18 protein-coding genes are annotated in these 26,389 nt (G+C 47.7%); 4 read left to right on the top strand and 14 right to left on the bottom strand.

The annotated features are described in order from the left end of the window. Nucleotides 1-227 precede the first annotated feature (227 nt). Entirely contained in the window at nucleotides 228-1,403 is a 1,176-nt protein-coding gene (locus ACJJI5_RS10875) for an alpha-hydroxy acid oxidase (protein ID WP_445356256.1), read from the top strand. A gap of 252 nt (nucleotides 1,404-1,655) precedes the next feature. Here the strand turns inward: ACJJI5_RS10875 and asnB are convergent, their stop codons facing one another. The 11 genes from asnB to ACJJI5_RS10820 all read right to left on the bottom strand — a co-directional run bounded on the left by asnB (nucleotide 1,656) and on the right by ACJJI5_RS10820 (nucleotide 16,356). After that, nucleotides 1,656-3,695, bottom strand: coding sequence for an asparagine synthase (glutamine-hydrolyzing) (asnB, locus tag ACJJI5_RS10870; RefSeq protein WP_445356255.1), 2,040 nt, complete (start codon nucleotides 3,693-3,695; stop codon nucleotides 1,656-1,658). A 41-nt stretch (nucleotides 3,696-3,736) separates the two neighbouring features. Continuing rightward, nucleotides 3,737-4,777: an aspartate/ornithine carbamoyltransferase family protein gene (locus tag ACJJI5_RS10865; protein ID WP_445356254.1), complete on the bottom strand. Its 1,041-nt coding sequence runs from the start codon at nucleotides 4,775-4,777 to the stop codon at nucleotides 3,737-3,739. A gap of 133 nt (nucleotides 4,778-4,910) precedes the next feature. Next, nucleotides 4,911-6,371, bottom strand: a complete 1,461-nt coding sequence (locus ACJJI5_RS10860; RefSeq protein ID WP_445356253.1) for an efflux transporter outer membrane subunit — start codon at nucleotides 6,369-6,371, stop codon at nucleotides 4,911-4,913. Between the two features lie 40 nt (nucleotides 6,372-6,411). Beyond that, entirely contained in the window at nucleotides 6,412-7,533 is a 1,122-nt protein-coding gene (locus ACJJI5_RS10855; RefSeq protein ID WP_445356252.1) for an HlyD family secretion protein, read from the bottom strand. 2 nt (nucleotides 7,534-7,535) lie between these two features. Further along, the gene (locus ACJJI5_RS10850) at nucleotides 7,536-7,748 is read right to left on the bottom strand and encodes a DUF1656 domain-containing protein (protein ID WP_444957898.1); all 213 of its coding nucleotides are present in this window, start codon (nucleotides 7,746-7,748) and stop codon (nucleotides 7,536-7,538) included. A gap of 17 nt (nucleotides 7,749-7,765) precedes the next feature. Further along, a complete protein-coding gene (locus ACJJI5_RS10845; protein WP_445356251.1) occupies nucleotides 7,766-9,946 on the bottom strand; it encodes an FUSC family protein in 2,181 nt (726 codons plus the stop codon). A 325-nt stretch (nucleotides 9,947-10,271) separates the two neighbouring features. Beyond that, nucleotides 10,272-11,120, bottom strand: a complete 849-nt coding sequence (locus ACJJI5_RS10840) for a NosD domain-containing protein (RefSeq protein ID WP_445356250.1) — start codon at nucleotides 11,118-11,120, stop codon at nucleotides 10,272-10,274. Nucleotides 11,121-11,206: 86 nt separating this feature from the next. After that, nucleotides 11,207-12,055, bottom strand: a complete 849-nt coding sequence (locus ACJJI5_RS10835; RefSeq protein WP_445356249.1) for a right-handed parallel beta-helix repeat-containing protein — start codon at nucleotides 12,053-12,055, stop codon at nucleotides 11,207-11,209. Nucleotides 12,056-12,280: 225 nt separating this feature from the next. Continuing rightward, on the bottom strand, nucleotides 12,281-12,817 hold the full coding sequence (locus tag ACJJI5_RS10830; protein WP_445356248.1) for a Rieske (2Fe-2S) protein: 537 nt from the start codon (nucleotides 12,815-12,817) through the stop codon (nucleotides 12,281-12,283). Between the two features lie 252 nt (nucleotides 12,818-13,069). Next, nucleotides 13,070-15,244, bottom strand: coding sequence for a malate synthase G (locus ACJJI5_RS10825; RefSeq protein WP_445356247.1), 2,175 nt, complete (start codon nucleotides 15,242-15,244; stop codon nucleotides 13,070-13,072). Nucleotides 15,245-15,420: 176 nt separating this feature from the next. Then, nucleotides 15,421-16,356: a LysR family transcriptional regulator gene (locus ACJJI5_RS10820; RefSeq protein WP_108733532.1), complete on the bottom strand. Its 936-nt coding sequence runs from the start codon at nucleotides 16,354-16,356 to the stop codon at nucleotides 15,421-15,423. Nucleotides 16,357-16,470: 114 nt separating this feature from the next. On the opposite strand from ACJJI5_RS10820, the gene ACJJI5_RS10815 reads away from it, so the two are divergent. The 3 genes from ACJJI5_RS10815 to pta all read left to right on the top strand — a co-directional run bounded on the left by ACJJI5_RS10815 (nucleotide 16,471) and on the right by pta (nucleotide 21,684). After that, a complete protein-coding gene (locus ACJJI5_RS10815; protein WP_282932507.1) occupies nucleotides 16,471-18,069 on the top strand; it encodes an isocitrate lyase in 1,599 nt (532 codons plus the stop codon). Between the two features lie 235 nt (nucleotides 18,070-18,304). Then, nucleotides 18,305-19,507 carry an acetate/propionate family kinase gene (locus ACJJI5_RS10810; protein WP_444928094.1) on the top strand — a complete coding sequence of 401 codons (1,203 nt, stop codon included), beginning with the start codon at nucleotides 18,305-18,307 and terminating at the stop codon, nucleotides 19,505-19,507. A gap of 2 nt (nucleotides 19,508-19,509) precedes the next feature. Then, nucleotides 19,510-21,684 carry a phosphate acetyltransferase gene (pta, locus tag ACJJI5_RS10805; protein WP_445356246.1) on the top strand — a complete coding sequence of 725 codons (2,175 nt, stop codon included), beginning with the start codon at nucleotides 19,510-19,512 and terminating at the stop codon, nucleotides 21,682-21,684. A 6-nt stretch (nucleotides 21,685-21,690) separates the two neighbouring features. Here the strand turns inward: pta and ACJJI5_RS10800 are convergent, their stop codons facing one another. The 3 genes from ACJJI5_RS10800 to ACJJI5_RS10790 are packed head-to-tail and all read right to left on the bottom strand — an operon-like array spanning nucleotide 21,691 to nucleotide 26,342. Further along, nucleotides 21,691-23,898, bottom strand: a complete 2,208-nt coding sequence (locus tag ACJJI5_RS10800; RefSeq protein WP_445356245.1) for an acetyl-CoA hydrolase/transferase C-terminal domain-containing protein — start codon at nucleotides 23,896-23,898, stop codon at nucleotides 21,691-21,693. Nucleotides 23,899-23,920: 22 nt separating this feature from the next. Beyond that, the gene (locus tag ACJJI5_RS10795; RefSeq protein ID WP_445356244.1) at nucleotides 23,921-26,155 is read right to left on the bottom strand and encodes an acyl-CoA dehydrogenase; all 2,235 of its coding nucleotides are present in this window, start codon (nucleotides 26,153-26,155) and stop codon (nucleotides 23,921-23,923) included. Beyond that, nucleotides 26,103-26,342, bottom strand: coding sequence for a hypothetical protein (locus tag ACJJI5_RS10790; RefSeq protein WP_413662261.1), 240 nt, complete (start codon nucleotides 26,340-26,342; stop codon nucleotides 26,103-26,105). Before ACJJI5_RS10790 ends, ACJJI5_RS10795 begins: the two co-directional genes overlap by 53 nt. Nucleotides 26,343-26,389: the final 47 nt, after the last annotated feature.

Genomic DNA, 26,389 nt, shown 5'->3' with positions numbered 1-26,389 from the left:
TATCTCTACAAAATTCCAGATGGCAGGCGCGTGGTACAGAGGCAACTCTTTAAGCTGGAATACAATTGAAGGAAACATTCACCCCACAACCAATTAGTACGTAGTAATGAATTCAATATTTGAAAGATCCACTACAACCCATGTGTATTGTCACTTCTGCACCAGGCGGCACCTTCTATATAACTAGACTAGTCTAATCTCTAAGGTACTCAGAAAAAGGGGGGGGTATGACCAATTACAACAGCCTATTTAACCGTCACTTCGCAAGTTCAGAACGGCTTAAAAATCGAGCAAAGCAGAGGGTTCCAAAATTTTCCTATGAATATCTAATAGAAGGCTGTATGGACGATATTGGTTTATGCCGAAATCGCCAAGCATTCGATTCTGTAAAGTTCACCCCTCAATATATCCGACCAAACTCCACACCGAGCTTAAAGTGTGAACTTTTTGGGAAGCTATACAGTGCTCCATTTGGCATAGCGCCCATTGGGCTACAGGGGCTTATGTGGCCAAATGCGCCCGTAATACTTGCCAGAGCTTCATATGAGCACAAGATCCCGTTCATCCTCAGCACTGTATCTTCTGAATCACTGGAGCGAATTTCTGAAGTCTCACAGGGAACAGCTTGGTACCAACTCTACAACCCAACAGATCCAGCCATTCTTTCTGACCTGTTATCCCGACTAACCTCTGCCCAATATCAACATTTAGTCATTACCATTGATGTTCCTACCTTTGGCTTACGCCCCAGAGACTTCCACAACGGATTGGCAATGCCACCGAAATTGAACGTAAAAAACATCTGGCAAGCGATACTCAGGCCAAATTGGAGCCTATCCACATTGCGATACGGTCTCCCTAAATTTAAAAATCTAGAGCCTTACATTGATACCGATAACAAAAAACTTGAACTAACCGAGTTTATGAACACCACAACTATGGGCCCACTGGATTTTGATAGTGTAAAACGTATACGAGATCTATGGCCCCATAAACTTATTATTAAAGGGATAATGAGTGAGTCAGATCTTCAAAAAGCAATCAAACTCGGAGCAGATGGAGTCATTTTATCCAATCACGGTGCACGGCAACTTGATTTAGGCGAAGCAACTCTCCCCTTACTGGGAAAGTTTTCCAGCTATCAGGATAGGATTTCCTTGGCTATCGATAGTGGAATAAGATCCGGTGTAGATATCGCAAGTGCTTGTGGTCTAGGAGCAAAGTTTTGCTTTCTGGGAAGATTTTTTATGTATAGCGTCTGTGCCCTTGGCAATGAAGGAGCTAACCATGCGATCTACCTATTAAAAGCTCAAATGATGCAGGTAATGCAACAAGTTGGGGCTAATACGCTTAAAGATCTTTGTGGAAAGGTAGAACTCTCTATAACTCCAAGACCTCTATGATGGTGCATAATACTATTTATCCTAACGCTAATTTTAGGCTAACAAATTAGAGTTGAGCTATCGCAAGTTCACCTGTATGCAGAATAATAAAAGTTACAGCGAGCCGAAACAGAATTTCTAGTAACTTTTCATATTAAGTAGGCTGACTGTAAACCAACCTGAATAGCCATAAGATTACTTATCTACTTCTTACGTAAAAAGGCAATTAAACAGTACAAGATCTTCAAAAAACATCTCGCCCTCTATTACTTTCTAATTTTTACGATACTTAACCATACGATCCAAACTCCAACCAAGAAGAGAAGATTTTTCTTTCGCCAACAATGGCAGATCAGCCTCAATAAAACGCTTATATAATATTTGCACTCCCAGGATATGATTGAGCATCGCATCCAATTGAACCTTTTTTGATCGATGCAGAGTCGGTAACTTATACTCTTCAATTAAAGTATCTATTTCCGAGTATCGCAGCAATCCAGCTAAATTAACCTCCTTTGGGCTGAGAAATTTCTCAATAACTCGTTGCACCCAAGTCCAAGCTCCGGTAACTGTCTCTACCGGAGGAGCCATGAATGCAAATTTTTGCTTTTTATATAGAACATCCGGAAGGACTCCCTTCATCGCTTCGCGAAGGGCATACTTTTCTGTAGTTCCGCTAATCCTGACCGATGGTGGGATTTGTATAGCAAACGCAGCCAGGTGATGATCGAGAAAGGCCGGACGGGTTTCAATGGAGTGTGCCATATCCACTCGATCACTTACCCAGCCCAATATCTGGGTCTCAAACATAGTTTTTATCCAAAGATACTGAGCAACATCCAGCGGATGTCTACCTTCAAGTTGTGATAAATCTAGCGTATCAACAATTGCCTTCCCGGCATCATAACCAGATATTTCTTTGCGCCACTCTTTGTTAAGCAATTTTTCTGCTTGATGATGACAGCTTAACCAGGATTGCAAGCATGTAGGGGTGAATCCTAAAGTCCGTTCCATTCCCTCTGATCGATAACTATCAATTGGCAGCATAGCTCCCTTAAATAAGCTATTGCTCCTTTCTAGATGTTGCTGCCAGGTTCTTCGTTTATTCAACTCAGTTTCAGATGTGCCATACAAGTAAAAATCTTTTTTAAATGCAGGATACCCAGAAAATAGCTCATCTGCCCCTTCCCCAGTAATTGCAACCTTGTAGCCATTAGACTTAACAGCTTTACTGAGCAAAAATTTAGCTACTGATAATGTATTGTAAAATGTCCTTTCGGTATGCCAGATGGTTTCTGAATAATTTTCATATATTTCTTCATCAGTTACCTTTACTATGAATTGGCTGACACCAATCTCACTCGCGGCTTCCTTTGCGATATGAGACTCATCGTAATCCGGATTTTCAAACGCTATCGTAAAGGCGGTGAGATCCTGCTGCGAAAGCGACTGCCCTACTCCAAGTAAGCTACCCGAATCAACACCACCTGAAAGATAATAGGTTACTGGGACATCAGCTTGAAGCCTCAAAGACACGGAGTCTATAATTTGTTCCCGCAAACCCTCAATATAATACTCATCAGACTTGTCACGAGCATACTCATCTGAAATCAAAAAATCGATATCCCAATATTTATGTTGAGTAACAGCCAGCCCAGAATTGTCTCGTTTAACCTTTATGATGCACCCTGGTTCAACCTGAAAAACCCCTTCAAAAGCGGTTGTTCCAGGAATCGACACCTGAATAAGCTGGTGATACACTCCATGCGCTGTTAGTCTTCTATGGACATCAGGATGGGCAAACAAACTTTTAATTTCAGAACCAAATACTAAACCTTTCTTGATTCTTGCCCAATAAAGTGGCTTCACTCCAAACCGATCTCTAACCAAGTAGAGGCAATCCTCCATTTGATCGTAAACGGCAAATGCAAATTCTCCTCGAAGATGTTTAATAGCCCGAATAAGACCTAACTCCGCAATAAGATGCAAGATAATTTCGGAATCACTTTTACCTAAAAAAGAAACTCCAGAGGCCCTCAGTCTGGCTCTTATTCGCTGATAATCATAGATTTCACCATTATGAACCAAATAGTAGCGACCATCTTCTGACACATAAGGCTGAGAAGCACGCTCTTCACTCAGGTCATTGATCGATAAACGCACATGACTCATCCCAAATCCTAGACCTGGAGGGTTTGTAAAACCTACACCATCCGGGCCACGGTGGAACTGGATAGCAGCCATATTTAGAAGGAGTTGACCATCGACAGGCATTGCACGCGCACTATGAAGAATTCCAGCTATTCCGCACATAGACGACACCCTTTATTGGGATTATTTCGAAACTGGAGAGGCTAGATAATATCTACTGCCTCACTAGGGCGACCACAGATAGCCATTGCCAGCGCCATCCTGACGTACACACCACCTTTTGCCTGTATAAAATACCAATTATGGGACGTACCATCCAGATTACTATCAAGCTCCCCCATTCGGGGTAAAGGATGCAGCACGATGGCTTGTTTTTTCAAAGGAGAATTATTATCTATAAAATATCCAGACCCAAAATCTCTATGCCCCATTGTTTTTAGGGATATAGAATTCATATAGACCACATCGAGTCGGGGAAGAATATCTCCAACCTTATCCGTTAACCTTATTTCTAGACCTTTTTCCTGAAGCATTGATAATTGCGCTTGCCGAAACGGTTCTTGCTCCTCCTCATCACAAAGCACAAAAACCTCTGAGAAAAACTCAGGGAAACAGCTCATGAGTATCAATAGGCTTCTCGCCGCTCGCATTCGAGCTGGCGCTCCAATTAAGCCAATGGAGAATTTTCGTTCTTTTCCTGATAGAATGTTGGGATTCCACTTTAGAAGTGCATATAGATCGATAAGGGACTGTGTGGGGTGTTCATCTATCCCATTGCCAGCATTGATAATTGGTATACTTAAATTATTGGACATAATTTTTACTGAATTTTCAGAAGAATCCCTTAAAACAACACAGTCACCATAATTACTTACCATCTCTGCAACGTCTCTTAAGCTCTCTCCGACACCAATACGTGTTGTCCCTTTATCTGTAATTGAAACGGTGCTCCCTCCAAGTCGCAGCCAAGCGCTTTCAAAAGATAATCTCGTTCTGGTGCTCGACTCAAAGAATGCGCTGATTAAAATTTTTCCATTTAAATGACTTGAGAACTTATTGTTATCCAGCTCACAACGAGCTGCAAGTCTGAGTAACTGCAATATCCCATCTCTATTAAGCTGGCTGCTCGATATAAGACTTTTTCCAGTTAGGGGTTCTAAGTATCTACCCCGTTCTGGAATAGTCTCTACCAGGGCTTTTGCCATCAGACTTGTATCTTTGTCGAACGGAGCGCTAGTCATCATAACAAAAACCTAAATAGAATTTGACTGGACAAATATCGCTTGAATGATCTGTGTGCAGATAAAGCACTTACAATACTGTTACATAAATTCATATATCTAGTGCCACCACCTAGCTAAGAAGCATCAGACAATCTTATTGAACCTTGTTCCAATACGGTGTTCTTTCTAGCATTTCCTGCTGAATGTCTTCCGGAAGAAGTTGAAATGGTGGAATTCCCTGCTGTATCTGCCATCCACCTCCGAGCGATAGATATACCTGCACTAGATTCGCTGCCACGGCGCCTCGCGCTACCGCCAAAATATCCTGCTGTTGAACATCTGATACCAGAGTAGTTATCACAGTATCAAATTCAACCTGACCATTGGTATATTGAGACAGGGAAATATCGACAGATCTCTGGGAGGCCTGAGCAGCCACCTCATAGAGAACCAATTGCCTTTGAGATTTTATGTAAGCGACAATGGCGTTCTCCACATCAGCTTGCGCTAACAGAACCACTTGCTGATAGTCTGATACTAACTGCTGAAAAATCGCATCCTGTAGCCTGACATTGCTACGGAGCCTTCCGTAATTAAAGAGATTCCAGTCAAATTCAATGAACAGATCCCAGGCACTACTACTGCCATTGAGTTGACCGCCATTAATATCTATAGCCCCTATTTCTCCACCGATACTAAAATTTGGATAGAGTTCCGCCCTCGCAACACCTATTAGCTCACCTTGAGCTGCCAGCCGTCGCTCTGCTGCACGAATATCGGGTCGCTGTCTTAGTAGATCCTGAGGCATACCAACAGTAACAACTTTGGGAATCATAGGTATGGATGAGGGAAAAGAGACTATGTACCTTAAACTATTAGGAGGTATTCCCAGAAGAACTGCCAGGGCAGTTTCAAACTGCTGCAAGTTTATTTCCAGTCCCGGCACGCTGGCTTCTGTGTTACTTAGCAATGCCAGTGCTTGCTCTGCATCCAATGCGCTGACTTCACCTGCGAGAAATTTGACTCTAGCAATCCTTAAACCTTCACGCTGCACACGAATATTCTCCCGGGCAACTTCCAGTCTGCGCTTCGTCGTACGAATATTGATATAGGTTTGCGCCACCTGGGCAATAATAGAAACCAGCACACCATCATAGTCCGCTATGCTGGCTTCAAAATCTGCTGCGGCCGAATTAACCAGCCTTCTTAACTGCCCCCAGGTATCTAATTCCCAGGTTAAATTGAAGTTCGGGTAATATTCAGTCTGCAGATTTCCGGTGATCCCCGATCGAACATACTTTGAACGATCAATAAGCCCCTCAAGCTGCTGTGTTTGGGGATACTGGTTGCCTATTGCAATAGCTAGCTGCTGCTGGGCCTGCAGAGCCCTGAGAGCCGCAGAACGCAGCTCCAGGTTATTCTCAATCGCAAGTGAGACTAATTCGTCCAGCGTTACATCTGAAAATGCCCACTGCCACCACAATGGGTTAACGGCTTCCAAGGTATCCAGTTTTGAGCTGGTTTGATAGATCCACTCACTTTCGACCTCCACCGGCGGGGGATGGTAATCTGGCCCCAGCATACAACTACTGCCGAAGATGAGCAGCAATGCCAACAGGCACCCCTGTAAGCTCCGTATTAACCCTTTCCTGAAACTATTGGGATTGCACCGGTTCATCTTGCTCGGTGCCCGCAGAATTGCTCATTACTAGCACTGAGCTGGTAAATCCAACACGAAGCTTTACAGATTCGGGAACTTCTGTCAGATGAATCCTGACGGGAATACGCTGTGCAAGGCGAATCCAGTCAAATGTGGGATCTACCATTGGCAATAAGTCATTACCCGCAGTTCCATCTTTGCGAGCAATACCCCAGCCAATACTTTCAACATACCCTTCCAGCTCTAGATGAGGATAAGCCATCAACTTCATAAACGCCTTATCCCCCGGAGCGATTCGACGAACAAAAGTTTCGCGAAAAAAACCATCAATGCGAAAAGTACTTATATCAACTACAGAAAGTGCGGGTTGGTTGGCTACAGCCTGATCACCGTAACGAAAATCTATATTGGTGACATAACCAGTAACCGGAGCAACAACTGTTGTGTATTCGAGATTTAGCCGCGCCTGCTCTAGCAGCGCAAAAGCCGCACGAACGCCCGGGTTATCGGCTCCAAGCGCACCCAACTGTGCTCTAACCTGCTCCAGCTCCGCTTGCGACTGCTCCAACGTAGCCATAGATTCTACCAGGCTGGCTTCTGCACCCGCTCGATACTCAATAGTCGACTCATATTCAGCCTGAGCCGCTTGCAATGCTCTTACTGATGTTGCCCTTTGGGGTAACAGTTCTCTCTGCCGGTCATATTCAGCCTTGGTCCTTGCAACTTCTGCATCAAGAGCTCCAATGTTACTTTTGGCTAGATCGATATTTGCTATGGATTCCCTTATCCTGGCCTCATAAGCGAGAACATTTTTGTTTTGAGCTCGGTATGTGTCGAGAGCTTCCTCGTATTCAGCCTTAGCCTCTTCCAAGGCTGCTTCGTATATTCGAGGATCGATCTGAAACAGGAGTTCTCCAGCTTTAACAAACTGATTATTTATAATTGGGAGTTCAACTACCTGGCCAGTTACCCGGGGCGTAACTTGTATAATATCTGCCTGAACCTTTCCATCCCTGGTCCAGGGGTTATTGAGATACCTCCAGAACTGAAGGACAAGTAATAGCAAAGCTAAAAATACTATCAATCCAGTAAGTATGTATTTTCTGTATTTAGTCACTATTATATCCCCAAGAATATCCTTCCTATAAAAATTGCATAAATTAAACTGAGGGAGATAATGACAACCGGTGGATTTGCAAAGTATCGGGACAAACGATACCGATCCAAAAGCCTAGCGGTTAACAATGCCGCAACAACACCAAACAATGCTATCACTAATATTGGAGATAGATAGAAACTGCCTATTGATATATCATGCGGTACTCTTTCCATTTAAAATCCTACAGGCATTAAAGACACCTTTCCTCGCAAAAAGCCTTCCAGTCCACAGTTTCCGAAAGACGACGAAACTCCACCAAATAATTATTTATACAGTGGGTAACACCCAAGAAATAAAGGAAATTTGTTACACCCTCCCTGGATTTTTCACTACATTCCCTTAGCTCCATCAACTCACCAACATCAATGTTTGCCCTCTCAAATATTCTTCTATAACCTCTCCGCAGGGATTCAATATCAACTTTCTGATTGCCGCCAGAGAAATAAATCAGTATTTTGCTAGCTAACCTTCTCCATATGAACGCCTCACGAAGCAACCTTTTAGGAGCCACAAAATTGATTTTTTTCTTATCTATCTTATATAAAAGTTTAACCTGGTTGGATATCAACATAACCAAACCTATAAGGCTCTGCATCTGACTTCTGGTCATGCCCCGCATTTTTTTATCGGAAATACCCTCCACCCAATAGAACACTCTCTTCCTTGAGATCATAATAATATTCAGGTGATACAATATATATAACCGGAAAAACAATGATTCCCTCTTCTTTTTCGGAATATCACCCTCCACCACCAGCCATGCGGCACTATTGAGAATTCTATCAATACTTCTCTTCAGGTTTATTTCTGGGTGGGCAGTGAAGGGGATATTTCTTGAAACGGCCAAAATACAAAAAATTATTGCCAATACAAATAGATAATTTGTGTAAACCACAAAACTATACTCTTGAGAGTTGTTAAAATTAAAAATAATCTGGGGAAAAATAAGAACCAAAGTTCGGATCATCGACTGGGGTCCAAAGACCTTATTTGAGGAAAAGCTTACTACAAACGTCCATACAAAAATCACGACAGCCAACGAATAAAAGCCGTGTAACTTTGGCATTAAAAAGAAATATATAGGTGCCGATAATATGCACACTAAAATCGTGAAAACACAGGTTTCAAACAATTGAATTTTGGGGGTCATTGAGGCGAGAATACCTATTACTGTTATCAGTAATATAACCAGCAATCCACCAATCATGTCAGGGATAAAGAGATATGCCAGATAAGCAATCCACATTCCCATCTGAACACGGACAATATTAGTCAACCTGTCCGGGTCGGGCATCAAAGCTCCAAGCCACCCTATACCATCACTACTTACCTGTCTCGAATAGGAGTCACCCCGGGTTTCTATATCATTTACTGAATCAATCAGAGATCGGGTTTCTACCTCCAAGTCATTTAAGGACTTTCTAGTAACGGCTAAAGCAGCGGTTTCAAAGGTTGACAACCTCTTTACTTCTTCAATATTTCCTCGAACCACTCTCCCATTGGCACTATCTACAGGCATTTCCCCTGAAAGGGCGGTTTCCACTTGCGCGAGACGCCCCTCAATGTCGGGCATGTATTCGTCGACACCAATAAGGAATTTCGATATACCCAGATCACCAGAGAGGGCTAAGCTTTCTTCCAACTTCAAGAGGGATTGCGTGACGGCTGTCGCAGATTGACCAAAGTGACCCCACTGCTTTCGACATTCCCACACCTCATAACTATCTGAACTCGCATCGCCAATAGCTGTTTGTAAGCGCGTATCAAGCTCTAAAAGAGCAACACGCTTTTTACGCCTAATCTTTATTTTCTCGCCACTTCTAACCCGAGAAAAACAATTATCCGCAAATCGACGATGTTCTCTCAATAAATCCAGAGATGCTCTTCTTAACTCACCACGACTACAGTTAGGCCAGATCAAAACGGCTACCAAACCGTAGACAATTATTCCGAGCAGGGACTCCTGAATACGTAAAACCCCAGCCTTGTAGGAGATAGAGAAGTCGCCACCAGTCACATCCCACAACAAAAAGATGACATACCCACTTGTAAGCCAAAAATACTGATAGTTTGATCTCTGCAAAAAATAAACGCAGATAGATACCCAGATAGATAGGGCGATCATAAACAACCAGCGATCCTGTGGAAATAATGCGACGATTATCCAGCCAGCCAGCAAGGCAAATAGCGTCCCTAAAATCCACAAAATGGCTCGATTAAGAGACTGCCCCAGATTCGCCTGACTGCAGACAATAACAGCAAATCCACCCCAAAAGGGCTTCTCCCAATTCAGGCCCAAGGCAATGGCATAAACGATCACTAAAGCTGTTGCTAGCTTAATCGACTCTTTAACATTACGAGACAACTGCAAAGCTTTCTCCGACCACTTCTACATACTATTAATTCGTCATTTTGATCTACGGCGCAGCAATATATATTCACCCCGAATATATACTGGATAACCAAAAGGAAGTATGGCATACCAAGAGCTAAAGAAATTCACTATCGGCGAGCTTATCTAAACCGGCCCCAGCTCTAAGAATCAATCCAAACAATATGAAATATAAAAATTGACAAACAATAAAAATAAACGCCTAAACCACCCAAACATGCAGGTACATCCTTATAGACTTTTCCTTTCTGCAAACCTAAAGATCAAGATTATGCCTAACTGAGCTACACCAAAAATATACTACTCATAAATCTTTAAGGCATGAAGGGAACGAAGTATTTGCTGTATTGCCAGACCAAGTATTGGTCCCAGAACTACAATCCGAAGCTTCATTGTCATCTGAAAGGTCGTCAAAACCACTGCCCGTCACAGTATTCCCACTAACCACATTATCCATATTTGGGATTACATAGGGGCCACCAATAGCAATCCCTAAAACTTCGTTATTCTCAACAACATTACTGGCAATAACACAAAAAGAAGCACCTACAGTCTGCCCGTCAATTATTCTTGCCCCTAAGCTTATGGCTACCCCATTGCCTTCTAAATAGTTGTTTCCAATATAGGAAAAGAAACCAAAGCCACCTATTCCATCTTCGAAAAACCCGGAGACACTATTTCCAATTGCAACATTAGCCACCCCTTCCAGCACAATACCCGATGCCTTAACATTAGTGGTGTTTGACAAGGTATTCTGTCGGATAAGGTTACTATCACTTTCTGCAAAAACGCCTGCGCCACTGGATTCCTCGACGGTTACACTGAATACTTTATGTAGGCCACTCCCCGCCAACTCCAATCCGGTTTCACAATTACTAACAACTCCACCCGTCACAACTCCTGAAGTTCCTAACATAAGTACCCCAACCCCATCGGTAGTGCATTCAATTGCGCCTTCACCAGACATTACAAGACTACCGTCAGGACCTTCAACCGTTATTGCTGGATCTTCGCTGCAAGAAAGCTCACCAGTAAGAGTCTGCGCGTCAGTAATAGTATCGCCACATTCAACATCTGCAATGCAGACTGAAGAAAAACATAGAGTTGACATCACCACCCCAGGAGCAAGGAGTGTTTTTGGAGAGAAGGACATTGATGGAACCTCAGCAAGTAGAATATAGCTTCACCAAAGTGTCGCCTCTTTACGATCAATCCACTATAGGAATGTTTTCTTAACTTCTAAAGATTTTTAAGGCAGGATGGAAATGATGTGTCAGCAGTATTGTTAGACCACACATTTAAGCCATCACTGCAATCTGACTCTTCATTATCATCCAAAATATCATCATTACCACTTCCAGTTACAGTATTCCCTGTCACTAAATTATCCATGTTAGGATATGTATAGGGTGCGCCTATTCCAATTCCCGTACGTAGACTGCCTACCACTGTATTGCTTTCAATTACGCAATACGAAGCACCTATACTCTCTCCATCAACTACTAATGCACCCAATATAATCCCCAACTCACTATTCTCTACATAATTATTTCCAATATATGAATAGAAACCAAAGCCAGCTATTCCATATTCTAAAAATCCAGACACATTATTACCAACGGCAACATTTCTCTCACCATCTAGCTCCAAACCAGATGCTATTACGTTAGAAGTATTCGACACCGTGTTTTGACGAATTAGATTGCCGTCACTTTGTGCAAAAATTGCTGCACTAGAGGATTCTTCAACTGTTACACCAATCACTTTATGGGAACCATCTCCATCCAACAACAACCCTAAATCACAATTAGTGACAAGGCCTCCCATGACAATCCCAGACTTCCCCAGCATATGGATTCCTATACCATCAGTCGTACATTCAACAGCACCGTTGCCTGACATAGTAAGATTACCATTAGGACCTTCAACCCTAATCGCTGGATCTTCACTGCAAGAAAGCGCGACAGTAAGAATCTGCGCATCAGCAATAGTATCCCCACATTGAACATCTGCTGTAACAAAAGAAGAAAAGCCCGACATCAACACTATTAATCCTGCTAGATGTAGCTTATTCGGAGGATTAAACATAATTGGAATCTCAACATAAAATTAAAATCATAGTGTCGAACCATAAGGAGCAATCTGCCATAAGAATATATTCCCATCCTTACTGAGGTGTTATTAATATATCTCACGGCTACAATTTAAACTATTGGCGTCAAAGTGCTGACAACGACCTTCCCCCTACAAACCTAAAATACTGTCCCAACTTATTACAAGCCATGCGATCAGTGAACAACCCGAGATTAAAAATTAGTGACTCACGATTTTCTTTTTAGGGAATCGTATAACACCATCGCTTTCCCATAGGTAATTATCTACCACCTCCAGATTTTTAAGCTCAACCCCGTCAGGCATATTAACCCCCTTAATAAATCTGCCCGAATAATCCCAAAACCCCATATGACAGGGATCAAGTAGACCATGTAGCGGTATACTTACAGCATACTCTGTAGATTCGTACAAAAAACACCCTTTATAGGTACTCAGCGGATAATAAACAAAAAAGTCTGGAATAGCTCCTTCGCTATAGTAGGGGCCATTTGTCAATTTATTATTAGCAACAAGCTCCTTCAAATATTTTTCTGTAGGCCGATAAATTGCTAAAGGCCTACCCTCATATTCATAGATTTTCATCTTGCCTTTAGGGATTGAATAAACACTAACAGTCAAAGGCCCATCCGTTGCAGCAGATGGTTTCAAGCTTTCAACAAAGGGGTATAAAGAAAATATTAAGCCGACACAAGCCAAGCCCCAGACACACCGAACAAGAATTTTCCTTTTGCTCATCACAATTCCCTAAGATGCACTACCTAATTTTGCCTCAGCCACCCACTTCAATAATGAATATTAAAGATGGCAAGTTGCGCAAACCGAAGCCCCATAATACAACTTAAGAGTCAGAGGCTCCCCCACAAAATTACCTGCGACAATCTGGATTAGCGCAGGGTAATAGAGCTAAAACCGATTAATAGCTGATGCAGATACCCCAAAATAAAAAAGGCCCCATTGGGGCCTTTTCAATCTCAATTAGCTCAGCAATTATGCATTAAGAGCTTTAAACTCGCGCCTACGGCGATGCAGAACCGGCTCGGTATAACCATTTGGCTGGGCACAACCTTCAAATACCAGCTCACAAGCAGCCTGGAAGGCAACGCTCTTATCAAAGTTCGGTGCCATATCGTTATAGTTGGAGTCGCCGGCATTCTGGCGGTCTACCACAGCAGCCATACGCTCCATGGTTTCACGCACTTGTTTTTCGCTAACGATACCCTGCTTGAGCCAGTTGGCAATATGCTGAGAGGAAATTCTCAGGGTTGCACGGTCTTCCATCAGGCCGACATCATTGATATCCGGCACCTTGGAGCAACCCACGCCCTGCTCTACCCAGCGCACTACATAGCCGAGAATACCTTGGGCATTGTTGTCCAACTCAAGCTGGATATCTTTAGCACTCCAATTGGTTTCAGCCGCTACCGGAACCGTCAAAATATCTTCCAGCTTGGCGTGATGGCGATGTTGAATCTCTTCCTGGCGGCGATTCACATCCACTTTGTGGTAGTGCAAGGCATGCAAGGTAGCAGCCGTGGGCGACGGTACCCACGCCGTATTGGCACCGGCCATTGGGTGGGCCAACTTGGCGTGCATCATGGCTGACATCTGGTCTGGAATTGGCCACATACCTTTACCAATTTGTGCTCTGCCCTTCAGGCCACTGTTCAGGCCAACATCCACATTCCATTCTTCGTAGGCGCTAATCCAGGTGGATTGCTTCATATCACCCTTGCGAATCATGGGGCCCGCAAGCATGGAAGTATGGATCTCGTCACCGGTGCGATCCAGGAAGCCGGTATTAATAAAGACTACACGCTCTTTCGCTTCGGCTATACAGGCTTTGAGGTTCACAGTGGTGCGACGCTCTTCGTCCATAATGCCCATTTTTACCGTGTAACGGGGCAGATCGAGTGCATCTTCGATTCGGTTAAACAGAGTATTGGCGAAAGCCACTTCCTCCGGGCCGTGCATCTTCGGTTTTACGATATAGATACTGCCTTCACGGGAATTCTTGATCGGGCTCTCACCACGGAGGTCATGCAAAGCGATCAAGCTGGTGATCATGCCGTCGAGAATCCCTTCGGGGATTTCCTGGCCATCGCCGAACAGCACTGCATCGTTGGTCATCAGGTGGCCGACGTTGCGTACAAACATCAGACTGCGCCCCGGCAAGGTAACCTGGTTGCCATTCGGGGAGGTGTATTCTCGATCCGCATTAAGCTTGCGCTCAAAGGACTTATCGCCTTTGCTAATGGTTTCCTTCAGGTCACCTTTCATCAGACCGAGCCAGTTGCGGTAAACCACTACCTTATCTTCAGCATCGACAGCCGCTACTGAATCCTCGCAGTCCATAATGGTGGTCAGCGCGGATTCCATTAGCACATCTTTAACACCGGCATCATCGGTTTTGCCAATGGGGCTCTCGCGATCCACCTGGATCTCAAAGTGCAAACCGTGCTGCTTCAGCAGGATGCTGGAAGGCTCTTCGCTGTCACCCAAATAACCAACAAACTGCTTGGCATCTTTTAAGGTGGCGATGTCGCCATTGGCCTGTACCACTTCCAGCAACGAGCCATTGATGCGGTATTGCACCGCCTCAGCGTGACTGCCACAGGTAAGCGGGGCCGACTGATCGAGGAAGTTGCGTGCATATTCGATCACTTTAGCGCCGCGAACCGGGTTGTATTCCGTACCTTTTTCCGCGCCACCCTCTTCACTGATCACATCTGTACCGTAGAGTGCGTCGTAAAGGCTGCCCCAGCGCGCGTTTGCCGCATTGAGGGCGTAGCGTGCATTCATTACCGGCACAACCAGCTGAGGTCCCGCCAGGATGGCGATCTCTTCATCGACATTTTCGGTAGTTGCACTGAATTCAGCAGGCTCGTCGGCGAGGTAGCCGATCTCTCGCAGGAAGGTCTGGTAGCCTTCCAAATCGCGGAAACCCTCGGGGTTGTCCGTGTGCCAGCGATCCAGGGTCTCCTGCAGTTCATCACGCTTTTCCAGCAATGCGCGATTTACCGGGGCCAAATCGTGGACAATAGATTCCAATTTGGCCCAGAAAGCTTCGGCGCTAACTCCAGTTCCTGGAATCACCTCCTCGCAAACCAGGTTGTAAAGTTCTGGTGCGATTTGCAGATCGCCGATTTGGACTCGTTCCGTCATACCCAGGGCCTCTCATCAGATTGTTGGAATAGCGGCATTCTAAACAGCCATTTCCACATACCGCTAATTTATAGACACAATTCCCACTATTCATAGATCGAATTTTTATGACAAAGCAGTTAATGTGTGTTTGCCCGGACAGAACCGCGCAGACACAGCGCCCACCTGCAACATCGTTACAAAGCGCGGCCAATATCGAGAATTAAACGGCGCAGCCAGCGGTGAGGGGCGCTCTGTTGCAACAGCGGGCTCCAAGCCATTTTCAACTCCAAATTGGGAATATCCAGGGGCGGGTCACGCCTCACCACGCGGGGATTATCACTGGCCAATTGAGCCAGGCGAGTGGGCACCGTTACGATCAGATCGCTCTGTTCAGCCAGCAGCATAGCTACCTGGTAGTGACGGGTGAAAACGGAGATATCCCGCTTCTCTCCCAAACGACCTATGGCCTCATCTACCCAGCCCAAGCGCTGTACATCCTCCGGGTTAACCCCGACACCCACCCCCATACCGGTCTTGCTCACCCAGATATGCTGGGCTTCCAGATAACTCTGCAGATTGTAATCCCGGAGTATCGGGTTATCAGCGCGCATCACACAGGAGAAGCTGTCGCGCCATACGGTGGCCTGGTGAAAGCTCTGCGGCATGCTGTCAAAGCGGTTGATCACCATATCCACCTTGCCCTGCTCTACATCCACAAAGCTCACATCACTGGGCGTCATGATATCCAGGCTGATACCCGGGGCGTCATCCCGAAGCTGCTTTAACAGCGGCGGGATCAGGGTAGACTCGGCGTAGTCACTGGCCATGATGCGGAAGGTGCGGCGTGTATTGGCGGGGTCAAAATCCCGATTTGGCTGGATAACCCGATCAATGGAAGAGAGTGCTTCGCGCACCATCGGCTGCAATTCCAAAGCCCTTTCCGTGGGCATCATGCCCTCACGGGTGCGCACCAGCAACGGATCGTCAAACAATTCCCGCAGGCGCTTCAAGCCATTACTCATGGCCGGCTGGGACAGCCCCAGGTAATTGGCTGCACGGGTCACATTGCGTTCGCGCAGCAGCACATCGAGGTAAACCAGCAGGTTCAGGTCAGCTCTTTCCAGTTGCATACATCTATTCGCCAAATCGATAGTGAAAATAAAATCAATAAATTAGGCAAATTATGCCACTCCTCCTAAGATACTCAACACCTAATCGCAGTCACCGTTTAAGGATTTACAGTCATGTCCACTTACACTCAAGACATCGACGCGGTAGCAAAGCTCCGTGAAAGCCATGGCAGCTCCTGGGACGCCATCGATCCCGAATCTGTTGCCCGTATGCGTGCCCAGAACAAATTCAAGCACGGCCTGGATATCGCCAAGTACACCGCTGATATCATGCGCGCCGACATGGAAAACTACGACAAGGACACGTCCAAGTACACCCAGTCCCTGGGTTGCTGGCACGGTTTCATCGGTCAGCAGAAGATGATTTCTATTAAGAAGCACTTCGAAGGCAACACTGACCGCCGCTACCTGTACCTGTCCGGCTGGATGGTTGCCGCTCTGCGCAGCGAATTCGGTCCTCTGCCCGACCAGTCCATGCACGAAAAAACTTCCGTAGCCGCTCTGATCGAAGAGCTCTACACCTTCCTGCGCCAGGCTGATGCCCGCGAACTGAACGACCTGTTCCGCGAAGTGGACGCCGCTCGCGAAGCTGGCGATAAAGAAGCTGAGAAAGCTGCCCAGGACAAGATCGACAACCACAAGACTCACATTGTACCGATCATCGCCGACATCGATGCAGGTTTTGGTAACGCCGAAGCAACTTACCTGCTGGCCAAGAAAATGATCGAAGCGGGTGCTTGCTGTATCCAAATCGAAAACCAGGTTTCTGACGAGAAGCAGTGTGGTCACCAGGACGGTAAAGTAACCGTTCCTCACGAAGACTTCCTGGCCAAGATCCGTGCAGTTCGCTACGCATTCCTGGAACTGGGCGTAGACAACGGTGTTATCGTTGCCCGTACCGACTCCCTGGGCGCTGGCCTGACCAAGCAAATCGCTGTAACCAATAAGCCGGGTGACCTGGGTGACCAGTACAACTCCTTCCTGGATTGCGAAGAAATCGATGCTTCCGAGCTGGCCAACGGCGACGTAATCATCAACCGCGAAGGCAAGCTGCTGCGTCCTAAGCGTCTGGCTTCCAACCTGTTCCAGTTCCGCAAGGGCACTGGCGAAGCGCGCTGCATCCTGGACAGCATCACCTCTTTGCAGAACGGTGCAGACCTGATCTGGATCGAAACCGAGAAGCCTCACGTTCGCCAGATCGGCGGCATGATGGACGAAATCCGCAAAGTCGTTCCCGATGCGAAGCTGGTTTACAACAACAGCCCGTCCTTCAACTGGACCCTGAACTTCCGCCAGCAGGTATTCGATGCCTGGTCTGAAGAAGGTAAAGACGTATCCGCATACGACCGCGCCAACCTGATGAGCGCCGAGTACGACGACTCTGAGCTGTCTGCAGCGGCCGACGAGAAGATCCGTACCTTCCAGGCCGACGCGGCTCGCGAAGCTGGTATCTTCCACCACCTGATCACTCTGCCGACTTACCACACTGCGGCCCTGTCTACCGACAACCTGGCCAAAGAGTACTTCGGTGAGCAAGGTATGCTGGGCTATGTGAAAGGCGTACAGCGCAAAGAAATCCGCCAGAGCATCGCCTGCGTTAAGCACCAGAACATGGCTGGCTCCGACATTGGCGACGACCACAAAGAATACTTTGCTGGTGACGCTGCCCTGAAGGCTGGCGGTAAAGACAACACCATGAACCAGTTCGGTTAATCGACCGGTACGGTTTCAGTAAATTTGAGGCGGCACTTGCCGCCTCTTTTTTTGAACCTATTGGGTTCATCTCAAAGCACCGCAAGTTTGCCTATGCTTTGATCTCTGCAATTTTTATTACTTGGGCCGCTACTGCGGCCCTTTTTTATTCCGAAACTGAACTACTCCGGTTCTTTCCCTCGCAAAGACAACTCCTCGGCTAGCCTTAAAGCACCCTCGTTGAAATTCGCGCATCATGAGCGATCAAAATTTAATTCTGATATTCAATTGCGGCAGCTCGTCAGTGAAGTTTTCCGTGCTGGACCCAGATTCGGGTGCAGAACATCTTGCTGGTATCGCGGAAGCCCTTGGCACCCCCAAAGCCAAACTGAAGTGGCACTATCAAGGAACAGAAGACTCCCATCGGCTCGCGCTGGATAGCGACCACGCGGCGGTAATTAATGAGCTGGTAACACAGTTTGACCGAGCCTGGTCAGAGTTACAGGACGGGTTAAAAGCGATAGGTCACCGAGTCGTCCATGGCGGCGAGCATTTCTCCAGCTCCGTTCTGATCAATCAGAAGGTGATGGCCTGTATCGAAGAGTGCTGTGACTTAGCCCCCTTGCATAACCCCGCTGCTCTCAAGGGGATCTACGCCGCCCTCGATGCATTCCCCCAACTCCCCCAAGTCGCCGTTTTTGATACCGCCTTTCATCAGCAAATGCCGAAGTATGCGTATCTATACGGGCTCCCCTACCCACTGTACGAAGAGCACAAGATCCGCCGCTATGGCATGCATGGCAGTAGCTATCAGTACATTGGCGAGCGGTGCGCCGAACTACTGGGAAAACAGACGGCTGAACTCAATATCATTGCTGCCCACCTCGGTGGCGGCGCCTCTATTTGCGCCATCAAACAGGGTTGCAGTGTAGATACAAGCATGGGGCTTACACCTCTTGAAGGACTGGTAATGGGGAGTCGCTGCGGCGATCTGGACCCGGGAATACTCCTCTACTTACAGCAAGCGCTGGGATATACCCAAGCCTCACTTGAGCAGCTGCTAAATAGAGAAAGCGGTATGTTGGGCATATCCACCCTGAGCAGTGATTGCCGCGCACTGGAGCAAGCTGCCGAGAAAGATCATCAGGGAGCCAAACTCGCCCTGGAAATATTCTGTTACCGCCTGGCCAAATATATTGCTGCTTACACCATCCCCTTGGGTAGCGTCGATGCTTTGGTATTCACAGGCGGTATCGGGGAGAACTCCTCCGGGGTGCGAAGCCGGACCATCGAATGGCTCAAACCCTTAGGTTACCAGCTCAACCCCGAAGCCAATCAGAAAACCAAGTCGCAAGTGGAGGGCTTAATCTCTGCGCAGGAAACTCCCAACATCCTGGTAATCCCCACTAAGGAAGACTGGATTATTGCCCGAGATACATCGCGCTTGGTGCAGTCTTAAACATGCTGCGACACAGTAACGCCAGAACCCTGATGCTGGTTCCCCTGGAAGCGGGGGCCGGCATCACCTCTGTAAGCCTGGGTTTAATTCGGGCGCTAGACCGAAAAAGTATTGAGCTTCAATTTTTTAAGCCCGTCGCCGAGCCCCCGCCACCAGACGGCACTATAGAGCGCACCACCGAAATCTTGCGGCAAACATCCAACCTGGCCATCCCCAGCTCGCTGAGTGCCGAATATGCGGACTCGATGGTATCCACCGGAAAAATGGCGGATTTACTGGAAGAGATTCTCGCCCGCTTCAGACAAATCTCGGCGAAGGCTGAAGTTAATGTAATCGAAGGCGTGCTACCCAGCCGCGACAACCCCGTGACTAACCAACTGAATTATCAAATTGCCAAAACCCTTGATGCGGAAGTGGTACTCGTTGCCTGCCCATCTCCCGGTGCCAGCGATTCAATCAAGCAAATTCGCGAGAGACTGGAATTTGCCGTACGTCTCTATGGCGGCGAGGATGCAAAGCGCGTAGTGGGCTGCATCATCAATAAAGTGGGTCTGCCAGCGGAAATTATGGATACTCCCGGAGCTCATTTAATTGGACTGCATTCACAACTGGAATCTAGTAAAGAAAGCCCCCCTAGCCTGACCCCTGAGATACTTTCAAAGCAGATTCCACTGCGTATTGTCGGTTTTATTCCCTGGAATGCAGAACTGCTCTCTCCCCGTGCACTCGACCTGGCGCGGCACTTTAACGCAAAGGTACTCAATAAAGGGGAGCTGGAAACACGCAGGTTACATACCGTCACATTCTGCTCCCGCTCACTGCCCAATATGTTGAGAAGATTTAAGCCTGGGGCCATGCTGGTAACTTCTGCCGATAGGCCCGATGTGGTTGTGGGCGCATGTTTGGCCGTGATGAATGGAGTCAAAATTGGATGCCTGCTATTAACCGGCGGCTACCATTTGGACAAAGCCATTTTGAAACTGTGCACCCCGGCCATGGAAACAGGCCTACCCATTTTACTGGTGCCTTCCAATACCTGGCACACGGTGATGTCACTGCAGACTTTTAATTTGCGCACCCCATCAGATGACAGAAATCGCGTGGACCGGGTGCAGGAATTTTTCGCCAGTCGCCTGGATGAGGAGTGGGTGGAATCACTGAGCCAACAAAGTGAAATCCCCAAACGCCTTTCACCTCCGGCATTCCGCTACCACCTCACGGAACTGGCCCGGCGCCGCACTATGCGGATTGTCCTACCCGAGGGAACCGAACCCCGCACCATTCGCGCCGCCCAGCTCTGCCTGGAGAGAGAGATTGCACACCCGATTTTACTGGGCGAAGAAAAAGATATTTTCAAAATTGCCGAGCAGCAGGGGTTAAAGCTAAATAAAAAGTTGGAAATTGTCGATCCCAAGGCAGTGAGGGCACACTATGTGGAACCCATGGTTGCCCTGCGTAAAAACAAGGGACTTACTCAAGTAGTGGCACTCGAGCAGCTACAGGATAATGTGGTTCTCGGAACCATGATGTTGGCATTGGGTGAAGTGGATGGACTGGTGTCCGGAGCTATTCACACAACAGCCAATACCATTCGGCCCGCCCTGCAACTAATCAAAACCGCCCCGGATGAAGAGCTGGTTTCCTCGATATTTTTTATGCTGCTACCTGAACAGGTACTGGTCTACGGAGATTGCGCGATCAATCCCGATCCCGATGCACAGCAACTCGCCGCTATAGCCATTCAATCAGCAGATTCCGCAGCGGCATTTGGTATAGAACCCCGAGTCGCAATGATCAGTTACTCCACCGGCACATCCGGCAGCGGCAGCGATGTCGATAAAGTCCGCGAGGCCACCCAGCTGGCCAAACAGAAGAGACCGCAGCTGATTATTGATGGCCCCCTTCAATACGACGCTGCCTTAATCCGCAATGTCGCTGCCCAAAAAGCCCCCCACAGCCCCGTGGCCGGCAGGGCCACAGTTTTTATCTTTCCCGACCTGAATACCGGCAACACTACCTACAAAGCCGTTCAACGCAGCGCTGACTTAGTGAGTATTGGGCCAATGTTGCAGGGATTGCGCAAGCCGGTTAACGACCTATCACGGGGCGCACTCGTGGATGATATTGTGTATACCATTGCCCTCACCGCCATCCAGGCCCAGGGCAAACTTCACTAATTTTATTTACTCACGGCGCAGGGGCCTGCGCTGGTCGATATACTCTTGTAACGCGGCCGCAACGATATAGGCTTCCAGCCTGTGCTCATAGGTCTCTGTATGATCGTACCCCATTCGCTGTAAGCAGCGCTGGATATAGTCAGCACTTGAGGATTTATCGTGCCAGACCCGGCGGCCTTTAAAAATATTGGCCAACACTTTCCACCAACTTTTATCAGCGGAGCGCAAGTGCTGTAGGGCCACCGCTAGCAGGGCTTCCTCATCAGAGAAGTCAGTACCCAGTGGATAGTGAGGCAGTTCCGCCAGGCATTTTTCGTCATTGAATACACTGGCGAGGTGTTCAGGTGTGTTTTTATTAAAACTCTCGGGAATCGAAAAGCTTTTTTCTATCTTCCCCGCGTGCTTGGCCTGCTCTAGCAATACAGCTTGAAAGCGGGTATCACAGATACTGAGCATGGCCACCATTACATCCCGGTCTGTTTTACCACGCAAATCGACTGCGCCATATTCCGTCACAACCACATCGCGCAAATGCCGGGGAATTGTCGTGTGAGGATATTCCCACACAATATTACTCTCGCAGATACCATCGCGCATTCGCACACTTGGGAGTGCAATAATGGATCGGGCCCCAGGCAAGTCCCAAGCCTGGGCGACAAAGTTATATTGCCCTCCCACCCCACTCACCACGTGGTTATCCACCAAGGCATCCGAGACAACCGCTCCCCCAAGAGTCACCATCATGGCCGAATTTACAAAGCGCGCATGCTGTCGCTGCGCCAGCTTTAGGTCTCTTTGGGATTGGAGGTCATTGGTAAAACTGATGTCAATCATATCGAGACCTGCACCCTCCTTAGGATCCAGATCCCGCAACTCTCGATACATAAGTTCCGGCCCCAGATAGAAGCCGCCATGTAACCAGATCCCCCCAGCGATCTTTTTATTCAGGCAACTACCAATTAGACGGCGGCGCCCATGTTCACTGTGAAGATCACACTCCTCTTCTTCACCATCAGGAGTCAGCAACTTATGGCCCCGCCAACTGTAGCTGGGGTCCACAATGCCAAGCTGCTGTAAAAAATTTGTATCTGCCACGGTTAAAGGGCAACTGATACGGCCAGCATTCTTTAATGCCAGCAGCGTTTCTTCCTGCACAGTATCAGTAATCTGATCGCTATCGAGCAGATGTTGAATTGTCGCATCAGCGTAGACTTTGCGGGTCAGAACCCCCGCTCTGCGCAGATGGAGAAAACCGTGGGGCACCATTTCACTGGCCCCATAAAGGCCCCGCTTAAAGGTGCCAGTGCATAAAGGCAGTTCCTCTCGGTAGCGCTTAGCATCCTCTTCCACCAAGTCATCCAGAATCCGGCAAAAGAGGGCGTTTTCCTTATGCCTCAAGCGCAGTACATGGCAAACCGCATCTCCCAGGGCGCCGATACCTACTTGAAGGGTTCCTCCATCTTCAACCAGACTGGCGATATGGTAGGCGATGCTGTATTCGGTAAAGGTTACTGGCAGGGCCGGAGCCGCAAACAGCGGCGTATCAAAAGTTTCGCCTTTCAGCAAAAAGTCAAAAGCACTGGCCGGTAGCTCACTGCTTCCATGGATATAGGGCAGCTGTGTATTTACTTCACCCAATAAAAACAGGGGGTAGTCCTTGCGCTGAGCAGCCAGCTTTAGAACAGGCAGTGTCAGGTCTGGGTTGCAACTTAAACTGAACTTACCTCCACACTCTGAAGGCGCCACCATTTGCGCAATAACGTTAACCCCCCGACTGATCAGCTCACCGGGTACCTGGGTATAATTTGCACTCACGTAGTGTTGCTGCGCATAGTTGTTGCCGAGCAGCGAACCGGGCTCCATAAAGAATTCAATAACCTGGATATTACCTGGCAGGTGCCCTTTCCTCCTCGCGGGAACATAAGCAAGGTCTTGGTATTGACTGTAATGGGTATCCAGAAGTGGCTGGATAAAGCGCCGGGAAATATCACTATCCCCACGGGGGCGCTCCAGCGTCAGGGCCGTAAATATCGTCAGAGAAATCGTATGATCTTCTGCCGCTCGAGCGTATAGCGTATTAGCGAAATGGTTTGCCTTACCAAGCCCCAGTGGTAATGCCAGAACTATTTTCTTGCCGACGACTTCTAAAAGCTTATCGACACATTCCTCGGCACTGGTAAAGCTCTCTGGAGAATTCTTGTGCGCAGATTCCATCGGAGGTAGCTTTCCTCAAACCTTATTGGACTGTGCCCGCACACCCACCCAAGCGCTCAAAGTGATCCACCTGAATTGCCTTCTCCACAGCATCCGCTGCATCGTAGAGTATCTCAGCCTCTTCATCGCTGATTAGATTTTTCTTTAACCCTTCTTCCACGCTATCCCTGCTCAGGTTGCGAATACCGCCTTTTTTTAATTTTTCACGAGCCCGCTCGGAAGCGCATACCCGATCAAACGCCTGCTCAACAATATCCACTCCATCCCCGGGAGTTCCGAGAAAAACTCCACTGGTCAGCCGGTCGCGAGTCGCCGACGGCGTCAACAGTAATTCCGCACAGGCCTTGGCTTGCCGATCCGATGCGGTGTGGACACTGTGCCCCCAAGGCATGGTGAGGAAGTGCATTACTTGGCCAATAAATGGCCGGGGGAAATTTTGAAACACCTCCAACAAATTGACTTCGATCTTATGCAATCCATCTCGCATGGCAAATTCCAGCAGAGGGAGGTCATCCTTAGGGTTGCCATCATCATAAAAGCGCTTCAGGGTGCAGCTGAGCAGGTACAACTGACTCAAGACATCGCCCAATCGGGAAGAAATTAATTCTTTTCGCTTGAGTTCTCCTCCCAGAGTCATCAAGGAAAATTCGGTGACCAGAGATAGCACCGCCGAATACCGATTCAGTTGCCGGTAGTACTTGGCAGCGTGCCCTACGTTGCGAGGGCTGCTGGCAAACAAGCCCACCGTCCAGCCGTGAAAAATACCCCGACACAGGGTTTTGAATTGAAACCACATATGCTTGGGCAGCAACTTATCCAATTCGTCCAAACCCGCTTCATGATCCGGATTTTCTGCCGCCAACATCTCCTGCAAGATATAGGGGTGACAGCGAATTGCGCCCTGACCAAAGATCATCAAACTGCGAGTGAGAAGATTGGCCCCCTCTACCGTAATTGCTACCGGTATCGCTCGATAAACATTACCCAGGTAATTTAATGGACCATCCATAATGGCCTTGCCCGCATGAATATCCATTGCATCAATAATGGCCTGGCGTAGACCACAAGTAGCATTGGCTTTCATAATTGCGGTGATCACCGCTGGCTTTCGCCCCTCATCCAGGGCACGGGTAGTCGTTTTATGGGCGCTGTCCAATACAAAGGCGATAGAAGCAATTTCAGCCAAGCGGCGTTGCACGCCTTCAAAGCGGCCAACAGGCACATTAAATTGCTCTCGAACCCGGGCGTAAGCGCCGGTCATGCGCGCGGCCATTTTTGCCCCACCGGTAGACAGGGATGGCAGAGAAATTCCTCGGCCTGCGGCAAGGGCACTCATCAGCATCTCCCAACCTTTGCCGACATTCTCCTCGCCGCCAATAATCCAATCCATCGGCATAAAAACATCTTTTCCCCAGTTGGGCCCATTCTGAAATGCTTGCAGCGCTGGGAGATGCCTCTGACCAATGGAAACTCCCGGTGTATCTGTGGGAACCAGGGCAACCGTAATACCCAGCTCTTCTTCATCGCCGAGAATATGGTCCGGGTCATAGAGCTTGAAGGCCAAACCTAACACTGTGGCTATCGGGCCCAAGGTGATATAGCGCTTGTGCCAATTAACACGCATACCGAGGACCTTTTCGCCTTGATATTCGCCGTAACAGACTACGCCACGGTCAATCATGGATGCCGCATCAGATCCGGCCTCCGGACTGGTCAGCGCAAAGCAGGGAATATCAGTGCCATCTGCCAGGCGTGGCAAATAGTAATCCTTTTGCTCTTGCGTACCGTGAGCCAGTAGCAGCTCTCCCGGGCCCAATGAGTTAGGCACCATTACTGTGACACCCACACAGGTACTGCGGGTGGTAATTTTGGTCACTATCTCCGCATGAGCTGTCGGGGAAAAGCCGAGGCCGCCATATTTCTTGGGAATAATAATGCCAAAAAAGCGATTTTTCCGAAGGAAATCCCAAACATGCTCCGGAATATTGCGATCCACATAGCTAATTTGCCAATCGTTGATCATTCGGCACAGCTCTTCGACTGGCCCCTCCAGGAAAGCCTGCTCCTCTTCATTGAGCGCAGGTGGCCCCATCCCCAACAATTGATCCCAATGTGGTTTACCTGACAATAACTCAGCGTCCCACCAAACCTCACCCGCTTCCATCGCCTCCCTTTCTGTTTCAGAAATTGGCGGAAGTACCCGTTTAATAATTTTTAAAAGAGGCGCGGTAAAGAATTTTTTGCGCAATTCGCTCATTTTCACCTTCCATAGCGGCAGCCGTTGCAACAAACACTGCTAATTCCCGCAGGGTCGAGAGAGTCATCAATGCACAATAATAGGAGACGTTTGATTGCAGGTAAGAATTCACAGAAGAAATCCATGCCCCTACCCGGATAGACATTTTATTTTTCAACAAAACCGGCGTTGTTTTTTTTAGGGCCATTGAAAAGTTATTGAGATTAGCTTTTTCTCACTCCGTCCACAGCAATT

The organism is Microbulbifer maximicatervae (SeqCode), assembly GCF_052467955.1.
The sequence above is the reverse complement of the archived record's forward strand: the minus strand, read 5'-3'. Positions and strand labels throughout refer to the sequence as shown.

Coding starts and splice junctions, on each gene's coding strand:
- ACJJI5_RS10875 (WP_445356256.1), top strand. CDS start 228: ATGACCAATTACAACAGCCTATTTAACCGTCACTTCGCAAGTTCAGAA.
- asnB (WP_445356255.1), bottom strand. CDS start 3,695: ATGTGCGGAATAGCTGGAATTCTTCATAGTGCGCGTGCAATGCCTGTC.
- ACJJI5_RS10865 (WP_445356254.1), bottom strand. CDS start 4,777: ATGATGACTAGCGCTCCGTTCGACAAAGATACAAGTCTGATGGCAAAA.
- ACJJI5_RS10850 (WP_444957898.1), bottom strand. CDS start 7,748: ATGGAAAGAGTACCGCATGATATATCAATAGGCAGTTTCTATCTATCT.
- ACJJI5_RS10840 (WP_445356250.1), bottom strand. CDS start 11,120: ATGTCCTTCTCTCCAAAAACACTCCTTGCTCCTGGGGTGGTGATGTCA.
- ACJJI5_RS10835 (WP_445356249.1), bottom strand. CDS start 12,055: ATGTTTAATCCTCCGAATAAGCTACATCTAGCAGGATTAATAGTGTTG.
- ACJJI5_RS10830 (WP_445356248.1), bottom strand. CDS start 12,817: ATGAGCAAAAGGAAAATTCTTGTTCGGTGTGTCTGGGGCTTGGCTTGT.
- ACJJI5_RS10825 (WP_445356247.1), bottom strand. CDS start 15,244: ATGACGGAACGAGTCCAAATCGGCGATCTGCAAATCGCACCAGAACTT.
- ACJJI5_RS10820 (WP_108733532.1), bottom strand. CDS start 16,356: ATGCAACTGGAAAGAGCTGACCTGAACCTGCTGGTTTACCTCGATGTG.
- ACJJI5_RS10815 (WP_282932507.1), top strand. CDS start 16,471: ATGTCCACTTACACTCAAGACATCGACGCGGTAGCAAAGCTCCGTGAA.
- ACJJI5_RS10810 (WP_444928094.1), top strand. CDS start 18,305: ATGAGCGATCAAAATTTAATTCTGATATTCAATTGCGGCAGCTCGTCA.
- pta (WP_445356246.1), top strand. CDS start 19,510: ATGCTGCGACACAGTAACGCCAGAACCCTGATGCTGGTTCCCCTGGAA.
- ACJJI5_RS10800 (WP_445356245.1), bottom strand. CDS start 23,898: ATGGAATCTGCGCACAAGAATTCTCCAGAGAGCTTTACCAGTGCCGAG.
- ACJJI5_RS10795 (WP_445356244.1), bottom strand. CDS start 26,155: ATGAGCGAATTGCGCAAAAAATTCTTTACCGCGCCTCTTTTAAAAATT.
- ACJJI5_RS10790 (WP_413662261.1), bottom strand. CDS start 26,342: ATGGCCCTAAAAAAAACAACGCCGGTTTTGTTGAAAAATAAAATGTCT.